We start from the raw sequence: 18,608 nt of genomic DNA on the forward strand, positions 1-18,608 counted from the left end.
GGTTACCCTCGACTCGTCTACCCCGTGAGTGAAGAGAGCACCCTCGTGACGCATCCGTTTCTGGATCTCGCCCCGTTGACCGCCGCGCACTTCGCGTCGATCGAGGACCGCGTGGCGCGGCTGCTGAGCACCGAGCAGGACGTCGTGATCATGCAGGGCGAGGCGCTGCTGCCGCTGGAGGGGGCGATCCGGGGGACGGCCGGTCCCGGTACGACCGCGCTGAACGTGATCACCGGTCCGTACGGGCAGACCTTCGGGGACTGGCTGCGGGACTGCGGCGCGACGGTGATCGATCTGGCGGTCCCCTTCCATGCGGCGGTCACGGCCGAGCAGATCCGGGAGGCCTTCGCCGAGCACCCGGAGATCGACTTCGTGTCGCTGGTGCACGCGGAGGCGGCGACCGGCAACACCAACCCGGTCGCGGAGATCGGCGAAGTGGTACGGGAGCAGGGCGCGCTGTTCTACCTGGACGCCGTCGCCTCCGTGGGGGCCGAGCCGGTGCTGCCGGACGCGTGGGGCGTGGACCTGTGCGTGATCGGGGCGCAGAAGGCGATGGGCGGGCCGGCCGGTGTCTCGGCGGTGTCGGTGAGCGAGCGGGCGTGGGCGCGGATGGCGGCGAATCCGGGGGCGCCGCGACGGTCGTACCTCTCCTTGCTGGACTGGAAGGAGCGGTGGATCGACGGCGGCCGGAAGGTCCTGCCGCACGCGCCGGCGCAGCTGGAGATGCTGGCGCTGGAGGCGTGCGTGGAGCGGATCGAGGCGGACGGGCCGGCCGCGGTGATGGGGCGGCACGCGTCTGCGGCGGCCGGGACTCGGGCGGGGGCGGTGGCCTTGGGCGGGGGGCTGGAGCCGTATGTGTACGAGGCGGTGGACGCGGCGCCGGTCGCTACGACGCTGAGGGCGCCGTCGGGGGTGGTGGCGTCGGAGTTGGTGGCGCGGGCGGTGGCGGCGGACCCGGGGGTGCCGCTGGCTGCGGGTGGGGGCGCGCTGGCCAAGGAGATGATCCGGGTGAACCACTACGGGGCTGATGCGACGCCGGGGGCCGTGCGGGCGAGTCTTTCGGCGTTGGGGGCGGCGTTGCGCGAGAAGGGGTTGAGTGTGGATGTGGAGGGGGCGCTGCGGGCCGTGGAGGCGGCGTGGCGGTAGGGGGTGGCTGAGGGGTTGGGGTCACCAGGGGACTTGGCCCCCACCGCCCCCGCACCCGCACCGCCGACCGCGGCTCAAAGGCGGCCAAGCAGCCGAGGATTGTCAGACCCGCACGCCATGCTCCCCCCATGACCACCGACACACCCCTCACCCTCCCCGACGGCCGCCCCATCCCCCTCCTCACCGGTGACGAGCGCCCCATGCTCGAGAGCTGGCTCGCCTTTCATCGGGCCACCCTTGAGCTGAAGTGCGCCGAGTTGGACGACGCGCAGGTGCGGACCGCGTCCGCCGAGCCGTCCTCGCTGTCGTTGCTCGGGCTGGTGCAGCACCTCACCGAGGTCGAGCGGAACTGGTTCCAGCGGGTGGCCGCGGGGCGGGACGTGCCGCCGGTGTACGGGAAGGGGAACGGATACGTCCTCGACCCGGAGCGAGGGCTCGACGAGGCGTTGGCCGTGTGGAAGCGGGAGATCGCCCGGGGGAACGAGCTGTGTGCCGGGCGGTCGCTGGACGACGTCGGGCGGATCGCCGACGGGCCGATGGCCGGTCTCGAGGTCAGTCTGCGCTGGGTGTACGTGCACATGATCGAGGAGTACGCGCGGCACAACGGGCACGCGGACATCTTGCGGGAGCGGATCGACGGAGTAACCGGAGCCTAATTCCGCGACAATTCTTGAATTCTTTCGAGAACAGCTTCCCGTATTCTTCTGCCCGCTTTCTCTCGACCTAAACGCGTAGATTCTGCGAACGCCAACCGGAGTAATTCGGGTGGGTCTCGTGGTGGTTACATGTCTGTGACGCGTTACACACCGCGTTCCATTTGCCCCTTATTTACCGGACAAACCGGTAGAAAGAGAGTCGCTTCCGCACGTCGCCTCACGCCCGCGCGATAACACAGGATCCGCCCGTACGTAACCCCGACCGGCGATGCAATTTTGAATTTCTCTCGGTAAATTCATTTGGCATGACTGCCGCACAAGCAGACCTGCAAGACGATCCACAAGCCAGCCTGCGAATCGACCGCCCGACGGTGGCGGACGGAGCCGCGTTGTGGCGGATGGCCAGGGACTCGAAGGTCCTCGACCTGAACTCGTCGTACAGCTATCTGCTGTGGTGTCGCGACTTCGCCGCCACGTCCGCCGTCGCGCGTGACGGGCACGGCGAGCCGGTCGGCCTCGTCACCGGGTACCTCCGTCCCGACCACCCGGACACCCTGCTCGTCTGGCAGGTGGCGGTGGACGAGGCGTACCGCGGGCGCGGGCTCGCCGCCGCGTTGCTGGACGGGCTGGTGGCCCGGACCGCCGCGGAGCGCGCGCTGACCACCGTCGAGACCACGATCACGCCGGGGAACACCGCCTCCGAGCGGCTGTTCACCTCGTTCGCCGAGCGCCACGGCGCCCGCCTGGAGCGCGAGGTGCTGTTCGAGGCGGGTCTGTTCCCCGACGGGCCGCACGACCCCGAAGTCCTGTACCGCATCGGTCCCCTCTCCCTCACGACCTATGCCTGACTTCCCCTCGCACTTCTCCCTGGGACTTCCCCCTGGGACTTCCCTCTCGGACTTCCCCTTCGGACTTCCCCCTCTGAACCCCCACGTAATGAGGAGCGATTCGTCGTGACCATCATCCAGCCCGACCTCAGCGTCTTCGAGACCCTCGAGTCCGAGGTGCGCAGCTACTGCCGCGGCTGGCCCACCGTCTTCGACCGCGCGCAGGGCAGCCGCATGTTCGACGAGGACGGCCATGAGTACCTCGACTTCTTCGCCGGAGCGGGGTCGCTGAACTACGGGCACAACAACCCCGTCCTCAAACGGGCGTTGATCGACTACCTGGAGCGGGACGGCGTCACGCACGGGCTCGACATGTCGACCACGGCCAAGCGCGCGTTCCTGGAGTCCTTCCAGAACCTGGTCCTCCGGCCGCGCGACCTGCCGTACAAGGTCATGTTCCCGGGCCCGACCGGCACCAACGCCGTGGAGTCCGCGCTGAAGCTGGCGCGGAAGGTGAAGGGGCGCGAGGCGATCGTGTCCTTCACCAACGCCTTCCACGGCATGTCGCTCGGCTCGCTCGCCGTGACCGGCAACGCCTTCAAGCGGGCTGGCGCGGGCATTCCGCTGGTCCACGGCACCCCGATGCCGTTCGACAACTACTTCGACGGCAAGGTCCCGGACTTCCTGTGGTTCGAGCGGCTGCTCGAGGACCAGGGCTCCGGCCTCAACAAGCCCGCCGCCGTGATCGTCGAGACCGTACAGGGCGAGGGCGGCATCAACGTCGCGCGCCCGGAGTGGATGCGTGCGCTCGCCGAGCTGTGCGAGCGCCAGGACATGCTGCTCATCGTCGACGACATCCAGATGGGCTGCGGCCGTACCGGCGCCTTCTTCTCCTTCGAGGAGTCCGGGATCACGCCGGACATCGTCACCGTCTCCAAGTCCATCAGCGGCTACGGCCTGCCCATGTCGCTGTGCCTGTTCAAGCCGGAGCTGGACATCTGGGAGCCGGGCGAGCACAACGGCACCTTCCGCGGCAACAACCCCGCCTTCGTGACGGCCACCGCCGCCCTTGAGGCGTACTGGGCGGACGGGTCCGCGATGGAGAAGCAGACCCAGAAGCGGGGCGAGCAGATCGAGCAGGCGTTCATCTCCATCACCGAGGAGAACCCCGCCGACGTGAAGGAGTACCGCGGGCGCGGGCTCGTGTGGGGCATGGAGTTCCACGACAAGGAGCGCGCGGGGCGCGTCGCGAAGCGCGCCTTCGAACTCGGGCTGCTCATCGAGACGTCGGGCCCGGAGGGCGAGGTCGTCAAGCTGCTCCCGGCGCTCACCATCACACCTGAGGAACTGGACGAGGGACTCAGCATCCTCGCCCGCTCCGTACGGGAAACATCTAAGTAGCACCACCTAACACCACCTAACTAGGAGGCATCGCAGCACCGTGATCGTCCGTTCGTTCAAGGAGATCGAAGGCACAGACCGGCATGTGAAATCCGCGTCCGGCACCTGGGAGAGCAAACGCATCGTCCTCGCGAAGGAGAAGGTCGGCTTCTCCCTCCACGAGACCACTCTGTACGCGGGTACGGAGACGTCGATGTGGTACGCGAACCACGTCGAGGCCGTCGTGTGCGTCGAGGGCGAGGCCGAGCTCACCGACGACGAGACCGGGCAGAGGTACACGATCACGCCCGGGACCATGTACCTGCTCGACGGGCACGAGCGGCACACGATGCGGATCAAGAAGGACTTCCGCTGCCTCTGCGTCTTCAACCCGCCCGTGACCGGACGGGAGGACCACGACGAGAACGGCGTCTACCCGCTGCTCACCGAACCCGAGGAGGTGTGACATCCCCATGACGACCACCACGCCCAGCACCACGACGCCCACCACCGTCCCGGATCTCTATCCCAGCCGCGGTGCCGCCGAGGTGGCGGCCCCGCGCCAGGACCCGGTCGTCTGGTCCGCGCCCGGCACGCCCGGACCGATCTCCGGCACCGACCTCCAGGCGTTCGAGCGGGACGGCTTCCTGGCCATCGACCAGCTCATCCGCGACGACGAAGTAGCCGTGTACCACCAGGAGTTGGAGCGGCTCGTCACGGATCCCGCGATCCGGGCGGACGAGCGGTCGATCGTCGAGCCGAAGTCCCAGGAGATCCGTTCCGTCTTCGAAGTGCACAAGATCAGCGAGGTGTTCGCGCGTCTCGTGCGCGACGAGCGGGTCGTCGGCCGGGCACGGCAGATCCTCGGCTCGGACGTGTACGTCCACCAGTCGCGGATCAACGTCAAGCCGGGCTTCGGGGCCAGCGGCTTCTACTGGCACTCCGACTTCGAGACCTGGCACGCCGAGGACGGCCTGCCGAACATGCGGACGGTGTCGGTCTCCATCGCGCTCACCGAGAACTACGACACCAACGGCGGTCTCATGATCATGCCGGGGTCGCACCGGACGTTCCTCGGGTGTGCGGGGGCCACCCCGAAGGACAACTACAAGAAGTCCCTGCAGATGCAGGACGCGGGCACCCCGTCCGACGAGGCGCTGACCGCCATGGCCTCCGAGTACGGCATCAAGCTGTTCACGGGCAAGGCCGGTTCGGCGACCTGGTTCGACTGCAACTGCATGCACGGCTCGGGCGACAACATCACGCCCTTCCCGCGCTCCAACGTGTTCATCGTGTTCAACAGCGTGGAGAACGCGGCGGTGGAGCCGTTCGCGGCGCCGGTACGGCGGCCGGAGTTCATCGGGGCGAGGGACTTCACGCCCGTGCGGTGAGACCACTTCCCGGTTGACCAGGCAAACACGGCCGCAGGGAGGGTCCGTGACCTGCCGGAGGACCACACATCCTCCGGCACGAGATCCGGCACTTCGGCGCCCGTAGAGCAGTCGGACCCGCCTCCGCCCGAAGGCGTGCGGATCCGGCTGCTCACGGCTATCGCGGCAGAAGGGCCACAACGCCTGATGCGGATCACCGGTGGGGGCGGGAGTCGTGGTGCTTCCTGTCAGCGGGTGGCGCCCTCCGGCCACAGCACCCGCACCGGTACACCGGTCCGCTCGGCGTACGCGACCACGTCCGCGGTCCCGCCATACCCCCACGCCGGTTTCCCGTCCCACACGGCAATCAGTTCATCCACCAGACCCACCAGGGCCTCACTGCCCGCCATGTGCGCCTCAGAAGTCGACTCCGTCATCCCGGTCTCATGGACATCGGCCGCGCAGGCGTACAACTCGTCATAGACGGGGCGGTGCCACTCCGGCAGGCTCGCCCGGTACTCGGAAGCGGGCACGACGACTTCGAGTTGTCCTCCGTGCTTGAGGGCGGCTTCGGCGAACCAGGAGTCAGGGCCGTCCGCGATGCACGAGACGGCGGTCAGGCCGGCGGCGTCGTATCCGCGTACCGCCTCGCCGAGCATCGCACGCACCTGCCGCTCTACATCCGTGTTCAACCCGCGGTGCCCGGTGATCCCTACGCGCATTCCGTGATCCCTCTCTTACAGGTAGACGCCGTGTAGGCGCTCGTCGAAGTCCCGCACCACCTTGGGCGGGGAGGCGGTCGTGAGGGTACGGCGTACGCCGCGGGCCCGCTCCACGATCCGGCCGGACCGATACGTCAGGCCGGTGTCGAGGGCGCGAGAGGCTAGGGAGAACGCCGCGTCTACCCGACCAGCGGCCAGGTAACCAGCGGCGAGGTCCAGCACCAGCAAGGCGCGTTGCTTGGCGTGGCCCGTGGCCAGGGCCTCCATGTCATCTCTGATCACCCAGTCGGACAAGCCGAGCCGTGCGCCGCAGGTCACCCGGCAGGCGGTCACCTTGTCCGGGGTGAAGGAGAACACCCACGGCCACGGCGGCGGCTCCTCTGACTCCTTCAGGGCCTCTGCCGCGGCCCGGCTCGTGGTCAGGGCCTTGTCGGCAGCCCGCCGGTCCCCGACCGCCGCGTGGCCGAGCGCTTCGACGCTGGACAGCCATGCATCCGCGACGGCCGGACGCCGGTCGCCGAGCGCGCGCCGTGCCCGACTGGCCTGGTTCAGCGCTTCCACGCCGTTACCGGCGTGCGCCTCGAACTGGGCGAGCGTGCCCCGCTGACAGGCGGCCAGCAAGGGATTCCCGGCCGTCTTGGCGGCCTTGATCGCTGCGCCGTACCAGGAACGGGCGGAGCCGTTGTCGCCCTTGTCCCACGCCAGCCAGCCCGCGACAATACCACCGGCGCTGGTCTAGTGCTCACGCCTGGTACAGGTCGATGTGGTTGCCGCCGGGGTCCTGCACGGTCGACGACCGTGGCTTCCACGGCCTGTCGACCGGTGCGCCGATCTCCACGGCGCCAGCGGCGAGCGCACGCGCATGCGTGGCGTCGATGTCCTCGACGCCCAGGCCGAATTTGGCTGGCCCGCCGGGCCACGGGTGTGATTCGGGGTTGGCCACCGTCAAGAGGAAGAAGTCGTCGTCAGGGTATGTGCCGAACTGGAACGAGCTGATCTCCTGGTGGTACGCGGCGTCGAAAGCGTCGCGGTAGAACGCGACCGACGCAGGCAGGTCATCGGCCACGATGGTGACCTGGCTAATTCGGCGGGTCTTCACGGGTAGCCCCTTCTCCATGTAGCGATCGACTGTCTCGATGAGCTTCGTCAGCGAGTCGGCTCTGGCTTGCAGGCGTTCACGGTGCTCGGCAAGCACAGCGCCGACGCCGTGTTCGCCAACCGCGCGCATGGCATCGACGGGAACCTGGATACGGCGCAACGCCGCGTACAGACGCGCCTCGTCAACCTGGTCAGGCCGGTACCGTCGGTATCCGGTGTCGGGGTCGACGTAGGCGGGTTTCAGTAGCCCGACATCGTCGTAATGCCGCAACGCGGTGATCGACAGACCGGTGACCAGCGAAAAACTCCCGATGCTCAGCACGGGACCATTGTGCGAGTCTCGGGTCGCCTGAGAGTCAAACAAGCAGCGTCGCACATCAAAGAGTCCGGCCGATGACCTCCTCTACTGCTGACTGATCATGTCCGGAGCCATAACCGGATGGCCGCCAGGGTGACGGTGCCGTGGAAGACGTAGGCCCGCTTGTCGTACCTCGTGGCCACGGCCCGGAAGCTTTTGAGCCGGTTGACTGAGGGTCGGCCAGCGCGAGGTCGAAGACCGCCTCTCCGAGCCCGGAGGCCAGCGCCTTGCCGCTGGTGTAGCGCCGCAGCCGCCCGCGCAGTCCTTCTCCCTGGCGTTCACCTGCCGTACCGACGTAGACGAGCGGGCCAGCCGCGCCCCGCTTGGCCAGGTAGACGCCCGGCATTTGCGGCACTTCAGCGTCGGCCAAGGGAACCCACTCCGACCACGAGGCCAGGTCCAGAACTTCCTGGCTGATCCCCTCGACGTCCACAGGCTCGGGCATGGGCAGTCCTCTCGCCAGACGTTCAGTGTGCGGCGCACATGCAGAACGAGCCGCCGCACGTGTAGCAGCGCGGGCGCCCGACGCACCGGCACGACTGCCCGCAGTTCACGGGCTCGGTGTGCAACTTGACCTCGTCCGGGTTGCCCGGATCGTAGGTGGCGCGGCAGTCCCGGCAGGCAAGCTGTTCAGGCACGAGGTCTTCAGCACCTGGTGTCGGTGTCGGCTCCACGGCGGACGACGGCGCGGAATTCCGCTGCGCGGCCGGGTCCTCATCCTCGAAGAGGCGAAACTCCGTGATGGCGTTCCACTCGTTGTATATGGCCTCATCCTTGCGCACGGCCGGCTTGATCCGCCTACGCGAAGGGAGGAAACCAGACGCGCATGCCTAGCTGCCGAAAGGCGTCCACGTCATCCCGGACCGTCCACCAATTCCTGCGGGTGAATTGCAGAGACGTCGACTGGCCAGGGTGGCGCTTGCCCAGAGCCGAGCAGATCTCTGTCAGGTCGGGCGGGAAGGCCAGGACGCTCGTCACGGCGAAGGCTTCGTAGACGACGAGCGCGTACCAGTCGACCCCAGGGATGCTTCGCACAGTGTGCTCGTTCGGCCAGTGGGAGACAGGGTTGGCGAGGTACTTGACCTGTACGTGCTCGCCATCGGTTGATATCAGGTCGTAGTTCGCCTGCACCCGGGACTCGGCGAGCCGGGCCCCCAACAGGGCCGCGACGAGGTGCTCGGCGAACTCAGCCAGGGGATCCCGGTTCGACTGGCCGAGTCCCAAGGTCCCCAGCAGGGTTTGGCGCGCCAACCGGTAGGAGTCCAGGGCGCTCAGCAACCCGGGTACGCCGACGCCGTTCGGCGCGGGAGGAAGAACGCTGTCGGTCACGCAGCCACGATTCCGTACCTTGGCCGCGGAGAGCAACCGTCACCGAGGTGGACGCCGCCGGTGCGTGTTCAACAGCGTGGAGAACAAGGCGGTCGAGCCATTCGCGGCAGCCGGTACGGCGGCCCGAGTTCATCGGGGCGAGGGACTTCACCCCGGTGAAGTGAACCCGATGCCCGGTGGAGCGGGCGGTAGCGGCTTCACAGCCACGCCAGTGACGCCGCCCGCTCCAGTACGTTCCGTACGGCTCCCTCGTCCCCGTTGGCACCCCGCGGCACCTCGTCGGGCGCGTACCGTCCGCCGACGAGAAGGCAGAAGTCGACCGGGTCCAGGGCGAGTTCGGCCGCGACGGGTTCGTCCTCGGAGCCCAGTACCCATTCCTCGCCGCCGGTGACCGAGAACAGCACCGGCGGCGCGGTGGGTCCGAGGGCCAGGCCGAGGACGCGGACGGCGAGGCGGACCAGTTGCCACAGGTGTGCCTCGGGCGGCGGCGGGACGGACAGGCCGAGGGCGCGGCCGATGTCGTCGGTGTGGATCCACGCCTCGAAGGCGCGCACCAGGAAGTGGTCGGCGACCGGCAGCCGCATGCCCATCAACGTCACGGCCGGGGCGGCGGGTTCGGGGTCGCGGGCCTCGGGCGTGGCGAGCAGCGCGTCCGCCTGCGCGGCCCAGTCGGCGACGGTCTCCGCGGGCGTACGGCGGTGCTCGTGAGCGATGACAGCGGCGGTACGGCGGTTCCAGGCGTCCTCCCAGGACGCCCCCTCCTCCGCCGGTGTGGCCGGCACCCGCGCCTCGATGCCGAGCAGACCGGCGAGCGGCTCGTCGGCGGCGAGCAGGTGGGCGACGGTCGCGTGCACGTCCCAGTCGTGCACGACCGGCGTACCCCAGCGGCCTTCCGCCTCGGGCAGCAGCGCGTGCAGTGCGGCTACGGCGGAGGCGTAGGGGGCGGCGTGCGGGGCCACGCGGGGGGCGGGGCGGCGGGTGCGCAGGGCACGGGACAGCACGCCGTCGGTGAGTGGTGGTGCGGCCGGCGATCCGTCCTGCGGCGGCCCGTCCAGCAGTCGTACCGTCTCCCGCAGTCGTTGCGCCTCCGCCGCGCAGCTCTCGCACTCGGCCAGGTGCGGCGGGACCGCCTTCTCGTCGGCCGGTTCCAGGGCGCCGAAGGCCCACGCGGCCAGCAGGTCCCGTACGCCGTCGTGATCCGCGGTCACCGTACGCCTCCTTCCGTGCCCTGCCCGACTGCCCTGCTCGCCATCATGCGCCCTTTTCCCACGCGGGATCGGGTGGGTCGGGCGAATCCGCCAAGGACGCGGCCAAGGTGCGTAACGCCCTGCGCAGGCGGGTCTTGGCGGTGCCCTCGGGGATGCCGAGTTCGATGGCGGCCTGCCGGTAGGTGCGGCCGGCGAAGTACGCCAGGTGCACCACCTCCCTTTCGGGCTGCGGGAGTTCGGCGACGGCCGAGTGCAGCAGCAGGGAGCGTTCCCGGTCCACGACCGTCTCGTCGGGGCCGGGGCCCGCGTCGGCGATCGCGTGCAGCGCCGAGTCGTCGGCGCGGGCGTCCTTGCGGTGGCGGGCCTCGCTGCGCACCCAGTCGACGGCCCGCCGGTGCGCGAGCAAGGACAGCCAGGTGCGCAGGCTGCCGCGGCCCGCGTCGAAGGCGTACGGCCTGCTCCACAGTTGGGCGAAGACCTCCTGCGCCACGTCCTCGGCGGCGACCGGACTGCGGGTGACCCGCACGGCCACGCGCCGCACCAGTTCGCCGTACGCCGTGTACGCCTCGGCCAGCGCGGACTCGTCGCCGTACACCAGCCGCTGCCGCAACTCCGCGTCGGCGGCCGGTTCGACGGACGTTTTGCCCGTGGATTCCAACGGCACCACCACCCCCGGTGCCCTTCCTAGCGTCCCGGACGGGCCCGCGCCAGTGGTTCACGAAGACAGGACGTCCAGCAGGCGGTCGACGTCGGCGATCGTGTTGTAGAGGTGGAAGGCGGCCCGCAGGTTGCCCGCGCGGTCGGAGACCTCGACGCCGGCGCTGCTCAGGCCGGACTGCCGGTGGCCGAGGCCGGGGACGGAGACGATCGGCGAGCCGGGCGCCGGGACCGGCTGGTGTCCGAGATCGTGCAGACCGTCGCGGAAGCGGTCGGCGAGGGCGAGGTCGTGGGTCCTTACGGCGTCCACGCCCAGCTCCTCCAGCAGGGCGAGGGAGCGGCGGGCGCCGGCGTAGGAGAAGAGGGCGGGGCTTTCGTCGAACCGGCGGGCGGAGTGGGCGAGTTCCTCGACCGGACCGTAACAGGCGTCCCAGGGGCGCTCCCCCGCCACCCAGCCGGCGAACAGCGACGGGAGTCCGCCGAGGTCCTCCGGGACGACCAGGAAGGTCACCCCGCGCGGGCACACGAGCCACTTGAAGGCGACGGCGGCGACGTAGTCGTAGGCGTCGGCGGTGAAGTCCAGCCATCCGGCGGCCTGGGACGCGTCGACGTACGTGCGCGCCCCGTGCTCGCGCGCCGCCGCCCGGATGGCGGGCAGGTCGGCGACCCGGCCGTCCGCCGACTGGGCGGCGCTGACCGCGACCAGCGCCGTACCGGGTCGCACCGCCTCGGCGACGCGCTCCAGCGGCACGCTGCGGACCTTCAGGTCGCCGCGGACGTGGAAGGGGTTCACCAGGGAGCTGAAGTCGCCCTCGGCAGTGAGGACTTCGGCACCCGCGGGCAGGGATGCGGCCACCAGCCCGCTGTAGACGGCGACCGAGGCCCCGGCGGCCACCCGGCCGACGGGAACCCCGGCCAGTCGGGCGAAGGAGGCCCGGCTCGCCTCGACGTCCCCGAACATGTCGGTCGGCTGCCCGGCCGCGGCGGCCTCCACGGCCGTATGCATGGCCGCGACCGTACGGGCGGGCAGCAGCCCGCTGCTCGCGGTGTTCAGATAGGTGTTCTTCGGGGCGAACTCGGTACGGACGAGGCTCTCGAAGGTCTCCATAGGAACCACTGTGGGGCCCTCGGATCCCCTCGTCCATTGCGAATCTTTACGTGGTTTCGCTAAGGAATGCTTATAGGTCGGCCCTGACCTGCACCGTTTCCCAGCTTCTCAGTGCTGCGGCACCGCACAGCCGTCGGGGCCACACGCGTCCGCGCCACCGGCGGCACCGTCGTCGAGCAGCTTCAGCGGCGGCCGCTCGCCCCAGGCCTGCGTCAGCGCCTGCGCGAAGACCTCGGCGGGCTGGGCGCCGGAGACGCCGTACTTGCGGTCGAGGACGAAGAAGGGAACGCCGTTCGCGCCGAGCTCGGCGGCCTCGCGCTCGTCGGCGCGGACCTCGTCCGCGTACGCGGTCGGGTCGGTGAGCACCTTACGGACGTCGGCGGCGTCGAGTCCCGCCTCGACGGCCAGCTCCACCAGCCGCTCGTCGCCCTCGGAGAAGACGGACCGCTCCTCGGCGAAGTTGGCCCGGTAGAGGATCTGGATCAGCTCGTCCTGCCTCCCCTGCTCCTTGGCGAGGTGGAGCAGCCGGTGCATGTCGAAGGTGTTGCCGTTGTCGCGGCCGCGGGTGCGGTACTCCAGGCCCTCGGCGGCGGCCTGCGCGCCCAGGTTCTCCTCGCCCGCCTGGGCCTGCGCCTCGCTCATGCCGTACTTCTTGGTGAGCATCGAGATCACGGGCTGGATGTCGCCCTTGGCGAGGCTCGGGTCCAGCTCGAAGGAACGGTGCACCACCTCGACCTGGTCGCGGTGCGGGAACGCCTCCAGCGCCTTGTCGAAGCGGGCCTTTCCTACGTAGCACCAGGGACAGGCGATGTCGGTCCAGATCTCGACGCGCATGTGACGGCTCACTCCAAGTCGTACGGGTACGGAGACTCCCTCCGATTAGTTGATGAACGTTCAAGCAGCAGGGTTCATTCCCCGCATCACTCCCTGGACCACTCCCCGGACCACTCCCCGGCGACCGCATAGCGCAGGAAGAGATGGTGATCCCCGTCGGCGGGCGAGTGGTGCGGGTCCGGTTCCCAGCCCTGGCGGGCGTAGAAGGCCTGCGCCCGCCGATTGCCGACGTGCACGTCCAGTACGGCGGTACGCCGTCCGTCGGCCCGCCACTCCTCCACGCAGGCCGCGTGCAGGGCCGTACCGACGCCCGTGCGCCAGCGGTCGGGGGCGACATGGAACTGGAACAGCTTGACCATCTCCGCGGGCGCCCTCCGGGGTACGGAAGGCGGCGAGGCCGACGATCCGCCCCTGTTCGACGGCGCACAGCACACGCCCGTCGGGCCGCGCGAGAGCGGTCCGCCAGGCGGCGAGCCAGTCGGTGCCGTCGTCCGGGACGCCGTCCGGGTAGTACGTCGCCCGGGCCCGCGCGTGCAGCGCGGTCACGGCCTCGGCCTCGGCGGGCAGGACGGTGCGGATCACCCGGCTTCCGGTCACGCGTTCGCTGATCATGCAGCGGAGGACGTGCCCGCGGCGGACGCGGTTCCCAGCCTGCTACGACGAGTGTGCTCAGCTTCCGTCTCGAAGATCGCTCGGCCAACTGGGGCGGAACTCGATGTGGTCGTACGTCACCACACAGCCCTCCCCCATCGGCGACTGCGCCATGAAACCGACCAGGGCGGCGTCGCTCTCCTTCTCGTCCCCCAGCGTGAAGAGCCGGACGAAGGTCCACCGCTCGCCGTCACAGGAGGCATGGAAGGCGAAGGCCCGCCCGGTGCGGCTCACCCGCAGCCACACCGAACTCCCCTCCACAGTGAAGGAGTTGGCGTCATCGGAGTGTCCCCGGGTGACCACCGTGCAGACGGTGGGCACGTCCGGGGAGTACTCCAGACACAACTTGGCCCAGGCCCGCTCGCCCACATGGACGTAGAGCACCCCGGCGTCGAAGGCGGCGGCGAACCCGACGGTGACGCGGGCGATCAGCTGGAAGTCGCCCTCGGGGGCGCCCAGGAGACGCGGTGCGTCGGAGGCGGGGTCGAGGGCTTCACCGGTAGGCGGCACAAACCGATCCTGCCGGGGCCCGGCCCACCCAGTGAGGACTCCGTCCTCGTAGGACCAGTTGCCGTCGGGCCCGTAGGTACGGAGAGGAAAGGGCAGTTCGGAAAGTTCCACGTCCATCGAGCAAATATCTCCGGCCAGGTTCGAGTAACTCAGGGGCGCGGGACTGTATCGATATGCGGCTCCGCCGCGTGGGCGCGACCAGCCACAACGAACCGGCAGCCCGCAATCCACCGCACCCCTACGGCGCACCCCTACGGCGCACCCCGCGGAGCGTTACCGCTCCAAACGCCCGTTGAACCGACGAGGCAACCCCAACGGGTTGTCATCCTTCAGCTCAGCCGGCAACAACGCCTCCGGCGCATTCTGATACGCAACCGGCCGCAGCCACCGCTCAATCGCCGTGCCACCAACAGAAGTGGACGTCGACGTCGTAGCCGGGTACGGACCACCGTGATGCTGGGCCGGAGCCACAGCAACACCCGTCGGCCACCCATTCACCAGCACACGCCCGGCAAGCGGCGTCAGCTCGGCGAGCAGCTCGGCGCCGCGCCCCTCACCCGCCGCTTCCTGCTCGGACAGCTGAACCGTCGCCGTGAGGTTGCCCGGCAGCCGGGACAGCACGGCCCGCGCCTCGGCGTCGTCCGCGTAGCGGGCAACCACGGTCACCGGCCCGAAGCACTCCTCCAGCAGCAGGTCGTGCTCCCCCTCCCGCGCCAGCTTCTCGGCCGGCACGGTCAGGAAGCCCGCGCTCACCGTGTGCTCGCCACCCGCCCCCGGCGTCACCGGCGACTCGACCTCCGGCAGCTCGACGCGCTCGGCGACCCCGGCGACGAAGTTGTCCCGCATACGGTGGTCGAGCAGCACACCGGCGTCGGTGTTGCTGACGGCATCCGTGAGCGACTTGACCAGGCCGTCGCCCGCCGCGCCGGACGGCACCAGCACCAGGCCCGGCTTCACACAGAACTGGCCCACACCCAGCGTCATGGACCCGGCCAGCCCCGCACCGATCGCATCCGCCCGCTCGGCGGCCGCCGCCTCCGTGACGACCACGGGGTTGAGCGACCCCAGCTCACCGTGGAACGGAATCGGCACCGGCCGCGCGGCGGCGGCGTCGAAGAGGGCGCGTCCGCCGCGGATGGACCCGGTGAAGCCCGCCGCGGAGACCAGCGGGTGCTTGATCAGCTCGATGCCCGCCTCGAAGCCGTGGACGAGGCCCACGACGCCCTCGGGGATGCCGTGCGCGCCGGCGGCCCGCCGCAGCACCGCGGCGACCAGCTCGGACAGGGCCGGGTGGTCGGGGTGGGCCTTGACGACGACCGGGCAGCCCGCGCCCAGCGCGCTCGCGGTGTCGCCGCCGGCGACCGAGAAGGCGAAGGGGAAGTTCGAGGCCGAGTAGACGGCGACGACGCCCAGGGGCACCTTGTAGCGGCGCAGGTCCGGGATCGGCGGCGTCGCCGTGTCGTCGGGGTGGTTGATCACGACGTCGAGGAAGGCGCCCTCGTCGACGATGTCGGCGAAGGCCCGCAGCTGGAAGCAGGTGCGGGCGAGCTCGCCGGTCAGCCGGACCGGGCCGAGCGCGGTCTCGGCGTCGGCGGCCTCGACGAGCTGGTCCTTGGCCGATTCCAGGCCGTCGGCGGCGCCGCGCAGGAAGGCGGAGCGGACCGCGCGGTCGGCGAGGGAGTCACGCGCGTCGTGCGCGGCGCGGACGGCGGCGTCGACCTCCTGGGCTGTGGCCTCCACCGCAACCTGTTCACGCTGCTTCCCGGTTCGGGGGTCGACACTCCAGACTGGTGCTGCTGCCACCGCGGGTCCCTCCACATATGTATTGCTGCTTGTATGGCTAGTGTTCCAGGTCATCCACCAGGCTCGTTCGATATGCTGAACGCTGTCTCTGATGATGAATATGCTGTTGGAGACTATTTCCCGTCGAACGAAGGGGTCAAGGGCGATGTCGGCAGCCGAGACAGGCGGCGGGGCGCAGGTCAAGTCCGCGGTACGGACGGTTGAACTGCTCGAATACTTCGCCGGACGCCCCGGTATGCACTCCCTCGCGGCGGTCCAGGAGGCCGTCGGGTACCCCAAGTCCAGCCTCTACATGTTGCTGCGCACGCTCGTCGAGCTGGGCTGGGTGGAGACGGACGCGACGGGCACACGGTACGGCATCGGCGTACGGGCTCTGCTGGTCGGCACCTCGTACATCGACGGCGACGAGGTGGTCGCGGCGGCCCGGCCGACGCTGGACCGGCTGTCGGACGACACGACGGAGACGATCCACCTGGCCCGTCTGGACGGCACGAACGTCGTCTATCTGGCCACCCGCCAGTCGCAGCACTACCTGCGCCCCTTCACCCGGGTCGGCCGCCGCCTGCCGGCCCACTCCACCTCCCTCGGCAAGGCGCTGCTCAGCACCTACACGGACGAGCAGGTCCGCAAGATGCTGCCCGAGACGCTGCCCGCGCTGACCGAGAACACCATCACCGACCGGGAGAAGCTCATCGAGGAGCTGCACCAGGTGCGGGAGCAGGGCTTCGCCGTCGACCGCGAGGAGAACACGCTGGGGCTGCGCTGCTTCGGCGTGGCGATCCCCTATCGCACGCCGGCCCGCGACGCGATCAGCTGCTCGGTGCCGGTGGCGCGGCTGACGCCCGCGCACGAGCAGATGGTGAAGGACGCGTTGTTCGACGCCCGCGACCGGCTCACGCTCGCCACCCGGAGGCTCTGACCGATGCATGTCGCGCTCCGCGAGATCCACGACAGCGACCTGCCGGTCTTCTTCCGGCAGATGAACGACCCGGAGGCCGTCCGCATGGCGGCCTTCACCGCGAAGGATCCCGCCGACTGGGACGCCTTCGACGCGCACTGGCAACGGATCCGGTCCTCGGACGACGTCGCGCGGACCGTCCTGGCGGACGGTGACGTGGTGGGCAGCGTGGCCGTGTACGGGGAGCCGGGCGAGCGCGAGGTGACGTACTGGATCGACCGCGCGTACTGGGGCCGGGGCATCGCCACAGCCGCGCTGCGCGACCTGCTGGCCGAGGTGCCGGAGCGCCCGCTCTACGCCCGCGCCGCCGCGGACAACGAGGGGTCGCTGCGCGTCCTGGAGAAGTGCGGCTTCCGGGAGACCGCGCAGGCCCGGGGGTATGCCCAGGCCCGGGACGAGGAGATCGACGAGGTCGTGCTGACGCTGGAAGGGTGACTTCCGCCTCCTGAAGGCCGCGCGTATGAACACCCGATGAGAAATCCGTCGGAATTTCGGCGGAGGGGAACGCTCCGCTCGCCCTCGATCGTCTGTCCCAGTGGGATGAACAAGACGATCAGGCGCGCTTCCGTCTTCACGCTGCTGCTGGTGTTCGCTCTGCTGATCAGGGCGACCTGGGTGCAGTTCTACGACGGCACAGCGCTCGCGGACAACAAGAACAACCGGCGCAACGCGATCGAGCTGTACAGCGAGCCGCTCGGCAACATCGTCGTGGGCGGAAAGTCCGTCACCGGCTCGGCGCGCACGACGAGCGGCGACCTGAAGTACAAGCGGACGTACACGGACGGCAGTCTGTACGCGGCCGTCACCGGCTACAGCTCGCAGGTGTACGGCGCGACCCAACTGGAGGGCATCTATCAGGACCTGCTCGACGGGACGGACAACCGTCTGAAGACTGTGCTGGACACGGTCACGAACAAGCGTGCCGACCCGGGTGATGTGATCACGACGATCGACCCGGCCACGCAGAAGGCGGCGTACGACGCGCTCGGCGACAAGCAGGGAGCCGCCGTCGCGATCGACCCGGCCACCGGCAAGATCCTCGCGGTCGTCTCCACGCCGTCGTACGACCCGTCGACGATCAGCACGGGCGACACCGACGCCTGGTCGAAGCTGACCAAGGACCCCGACAAGCCGATGACGAACCGCGCGCTGCGCCAGCCGCTGCCGCCGGGCTCGACGTTCAAGCTGGTCGTCGCGGCGGCCGCGCTGGAGGACGGGCTGTACTCGTCGGTGGACGTAAGGACGGACAGCCCGAACCCGTATCCGCTGCCGCAGTCGACCGACAAGCTGACGAACGAGAACCCGTCGGCCCCCTGCGCGAACGCCTCGATCCGGGTGGCCCTGGAGTACTCCTGCAACAACGTCTTCGGGAAGATGGCCGTCGACCTGGGCCAGGACAAGGTCCGGGCGATGGCGGAGAAGTTCGGCTTCAACGACGCGACGCAGGACGTGCCGGTGCGGGCGTACGAGAGCATGTACCCGAAGGACATGGACCAGGCGCAGACGGCCCTGACGGGCATCGGCCAGTTCGACGTGACGGCGACCCCGTTGCAGATGGCCATGGTGTCGGCCGCCATAGCCAACGGCGGCAAGCTGGTCTCACCGCACATGGTGTCGCAGATCACCGACAGCGGCGGTGACGTCCTGGAGAACTACGACGACAACACCTCGACGAAGGAGATCGTCAGCTCCTCGACGGCCGAGCAACTGCAGTCGGCGATGCAGACGGTGGTCGAGAAGGGCACCGGCACGAACGCGCGGATCTCCGGCGTGACGGTGGGCGGAAAGACCGGTACGGCCCAGCACGGCGAGAACAACAGCGAGACGCCGTACGCCTGGTTCACGTCGTACGGCAAGTCCGACGCGACCGGCAAGGAGGTCGCCGTGGCGGTGATCGTGGAGCAGTCGAACGCGGCCCGGTCGGAAGTCAGCGGCAACGGGCTGGCGGCACCGGTGGCCAAGGCCGTGATGGAAGCGGCGTTGAACTAGTGCC

The 18,608-nt window shown here is 69.6% G+C and carries 20 protein-coding genes and 3 pseudogenes; 10 read left to right on the forward strand and 13 right to left on the reverse strand.

Annotation, left to right across the window (positions count from 1 at the left end):
- The first annotated feature begins 45 nt into the window (after positions 1-45).
- From Q4V64_RS11580 to thpD, 6 genes are all read left to right on the forward strand, one after another.
- On the forward strand, positions 46-1,146 hold the full coding sequence (locus tag Q4V64_RS11580) for an aminotransferase class V-fold PLP-dependent enzyme (protein ID WP_124443227.1): 1,101 nt from the start codon (positions 46-48) through the stop codon (positions 1,144-1,146).
- 128 nt (positions 1,147-1,274) lie between these two features.
- Complete coding sequence (locus tag Q4V64_RS11585; RefSeq protein WP_124443226.1) at positions 1,275-1,802, forward strand: DinB family protein; 528 nt, start codon at positions 1,275-1,277, stop codon at positions 1,800-1,802.
- 305 nt (positions 1,803-2,107) lie between these two features.
- Positions 2,108-2,650 carry a diaminobutyrate acetyltransferase gene (gene ectA / locus Q4V64_RS11590; RefSeq protein ID WP_124443225.1) on the forward strand — a complete coding sequence of 181 codons (543 nt, stop codon included), beginning with the start codon at positions 2,108-2,110 and terminating at the stop codon, positions 2,648-2,650.
- 105 nt (positions 2,651-2,755) lie between these two features.
- Positions 2,756-4,030, forward strand: coding sequence for a diaminobutyrate--2-oxoglutarate transaminase (gene ectB / locus Q4V64_RS11595; protein WP_124443224.1), 1,275 nt, complete (start codon positions 2,756-2,758; stop codon positions 4,028-4,030).
- 40 nt (positions 4,031-4,070) lie between these two features.
- Positions 4,071-4,475, forward strand: coding sequence for an ectoine synthase (locus tag Q4V64_RS11600; protein ID WP_124443223.1), 405 nt, complete (start codon positions 4,071-4,073; stop codon positions 4,473-4,475).
- Positions 4,476-4,482: 7 nt separating this feature from the next.
- A complete protein-coding gene (thpD, locus tag Q4V64_RS11605; protein ID WP_124443222.1) occupies positions 4,483-5,400 on the forward strand; it encodes an ectoine hydroxylase in 918 nt (305 codons plus the stop codon).
- 227 nt (positions 5,401-5,627) lie between these two features.
- On the opposite strand, the gene Q4V64_RS11610 is transcribed toward thpD, so the two are convergent.
- The 6 genes and pseudogenes from Q4V64_RS11610 to Q4V64_RS11635 all read right to left on the reverse strand — a co-directional run bounded on the left by Q4V64_RS11610 (position 5,628) and on the right by Q4V64_RS11635 (position 8,886).
- Complete coding sequence (locus Q4V64_RS11610; protein WP_124443221.1) at positions 5,628-6,101, reverse strand: hypothetical protein; 474 nt, start codon at positions 6,099-6,101, stop codon at positions 5,628-5,630.
- A gap of 15 nt (positions 6,102-6,116) precedes the next feature.
- Positions 6,117-6,722: a DNA-binding protein gene (locus Q4V64_RS11615; protein WP_253267251.1), complete on the reverse strand. Its 606-nt coding sequence runs from the start codon at positions 6,720-6,722 to the stop codon at positions 6,117-6,119.
- A 121-nt stretch (positions 6,723-6,843) separates the two neighbouring features.
- Positions 6,844-7,521: a VOC family protein gene (locus Q4V64_RS11620; RefSeq protein ID WP_124443219.1), complete on the reverse strand. Its 678-nt coding sequence runs from the start codon at positions 7,519-7,521 to the stop codon at positions 6,844-6,846.
- A gap of 95 nt (positions 7,522-7,616) precedes the next feature.
- Positions 7,617-7,724 (reverse strand): annotated as a pseudogene (locus Q4V64_RS11625) (IS5/IS1182 family transposase); the annotation flags it as partial.
- A 300-nt stretch (positions 7,725-8,024) separates the two neighbouring features.
- Entirely contained in the window at positions 8,025-8,339 is a 315-nt protein-coding gene (locus tag Q4V64_RS11630) for a hypothetical protein (protein ID WP_124443218.1), read from the reverse strand.
- Between the two features lie 16 nt (positions 8,340-8,355).
- On the reverse strand, positions 8,356-8,886 hold the full coding sequence (locus tag Q4V64_RS11635) for a hypothetical protein (RefSeq protein ID WP_124443217.1): 531 nt from the start codon (positions 8,884-8,886) through the stop codon (positions 8,356-8,358).
- A gap of 64 nt (positions 8,887-8,950) precedes the next feature.
- On the opposite strand from Q4V64_RS11635, the pseudogene Q4V64_RS54925 reads away from it, so the two are divergent.
- A pseudogene (locus Q4V64_RS54925) lies at positions 8,951-9,050 on the forward strand (ectoine hydroxylase); the annotation flags it as partial.
- 33 nt (positions 9,051-9,083) lie between these two features.
- Here the strand turns inward: Q4V64_RS54925 and Q4V64_RS11640 are convergent.
- From Q4V64_RS11640 to Q4V64_RS11670, 7 genes and pseudogenes are all read right to left on the reverse strand, one after another.
- Positions 9,084-10,094, reverse strand: a complete 1,011-nt coding sequence (locus Q4V64_RS11640; RefSeq protein ID WP_124443216.1) for a maleylpyruvate isomerase family mycothiol-dependent enzyme — start codon at positions 10,092-10,094, stop codon at positions 9,084-9,086.
- Positions 10,095-10,137: 43 nt separating this feature from the next.
- Positions 10,138-10,764, reverse strand: coding sequence for a sigma-70 family RNA polymerase sigma factor (locus Q4V64_RS11645; RefSeq protein WP_124443215.1), 627 nt, complete (start codon positions 10,762-10,764; stop codon positions 10,138-10,140).
- A 45-nt stretch (positions 10,765-10,809) separates the two neighbouring features.
- Positions 10,810-11,859, reverse strand: a complete 1,050-nt coding sequence (locus tag Q4V64_RS11650; protein ID WP_124443214.1) for an aminotransferase class V-fold PLP-dependent enzyme — start codon at positions 11,857-11,859, stop codon at positions 10,810-10,812.
- A gap of 108 nt (positions 11,860-11,967) precedes the next feature.
- Entirely contained in the window at positions 11,968-12,693 is a 726-nt protein-coding gene (locus Q4V64_RS11655; protein ID WP_124443213.1) for a DsbA family oxidoreductase, read from the reverse strand.
- Positions 12,694-12,779: 86 nt separating this feature from the next.
- A pseudogene (locus tag Q4V64_RS54930) lies at positions 12,780-13,305 on the reverse strand (GNAT family N-acetyltransferase).
- Positions 13,306-13,362: 57 nt separating this feature from the next.
- Positions 13,363-13,971: a DUF1349 domain-containing protein gene (locus tag Q4V64_RS11665; protein ID WP_124443212.1), complete on the reverse strand. Its 609-nt coding sequence runs from the start codon at positions 13,969-13,971 to the stop codon at positions 13,363-13,365.
- A gap of 156 nt (positions 13,972-14,127) precedes the next feature.
- Positions 14,128-15,657 (reverse strand): aldehyde dehydrogenase (NADP(+)), encoded by a 1,530-nt coding sequence (locus Q4V64_RS11670; protein ID WP_124443211.1) that lies wholly within the window; start codon positions 15,655-15,657, stop codon positions 14,128-14,130.
- Between the two features lie 145 nt (positions 15,658-15,802).
- On the opposite strand from Q4V64_RS11670, the gene Q4V64_RS11675 reads away from it, so the two are divergent.
- The 3 genes from Q4V64_RS11675 to Q4V64_RS11685 all read left to right on the forward strand — a co-directional run bounded on the left by Q4V64_RS11675 (position 15,803) and on the right by Q4V64_RS11685 (position 18,604).
- Positions 15,803-16,576 carry an IclR family transcriptional regulator gene (locus tag Q4V64_RS11675; protein ID WP_095751788.1) on the forward strand — a complete coding sequence of 258 codons (774 nt, stop codon included), beginning with the start codon at positions 15,803-15,805 and terminating at the stop codon, positions 16,574-16,576.
- Positions 16,577-16,579: 3 nt separating this feature from the next.
- Positions 16,580-17,050 (forward strand): GNAT family N-acetyltransferase, encoded by a 471-nt coding sequence (locus Q4V64_RS11680; RefSeq protein WP_124443210.1) that lies wholly within the window; start codon positions 16,580-16,582, stop codon positions 17,048-17,050.
- Between the two features lie 105 nt (positions 17,051-17,155).
- Positions 17,156-18,604 (forward strand): penicillin-binding transpeptidase domain-containing protein, encoded by a 1,449-nt coding sequence (locus Q4V64_RS11685; RefSeq protein ID WP_124443209.1) that lies wholly within the window; start codon positions 17,156-17,158, stop codon positions 18,602-18,604.
- Positions 18,605-18,608: the final 4 nt, after the last annotated feature.

It is taken from the genome of Streptomyces sp. NL15-2K (assembly GCF_030551255.1).
Taxonomy (GTDB): domain Bacteria; phylum Actinomycetota; class Actinomycetes; order Streptomycetales; family Streptomycetaceae; genus Streptomyces.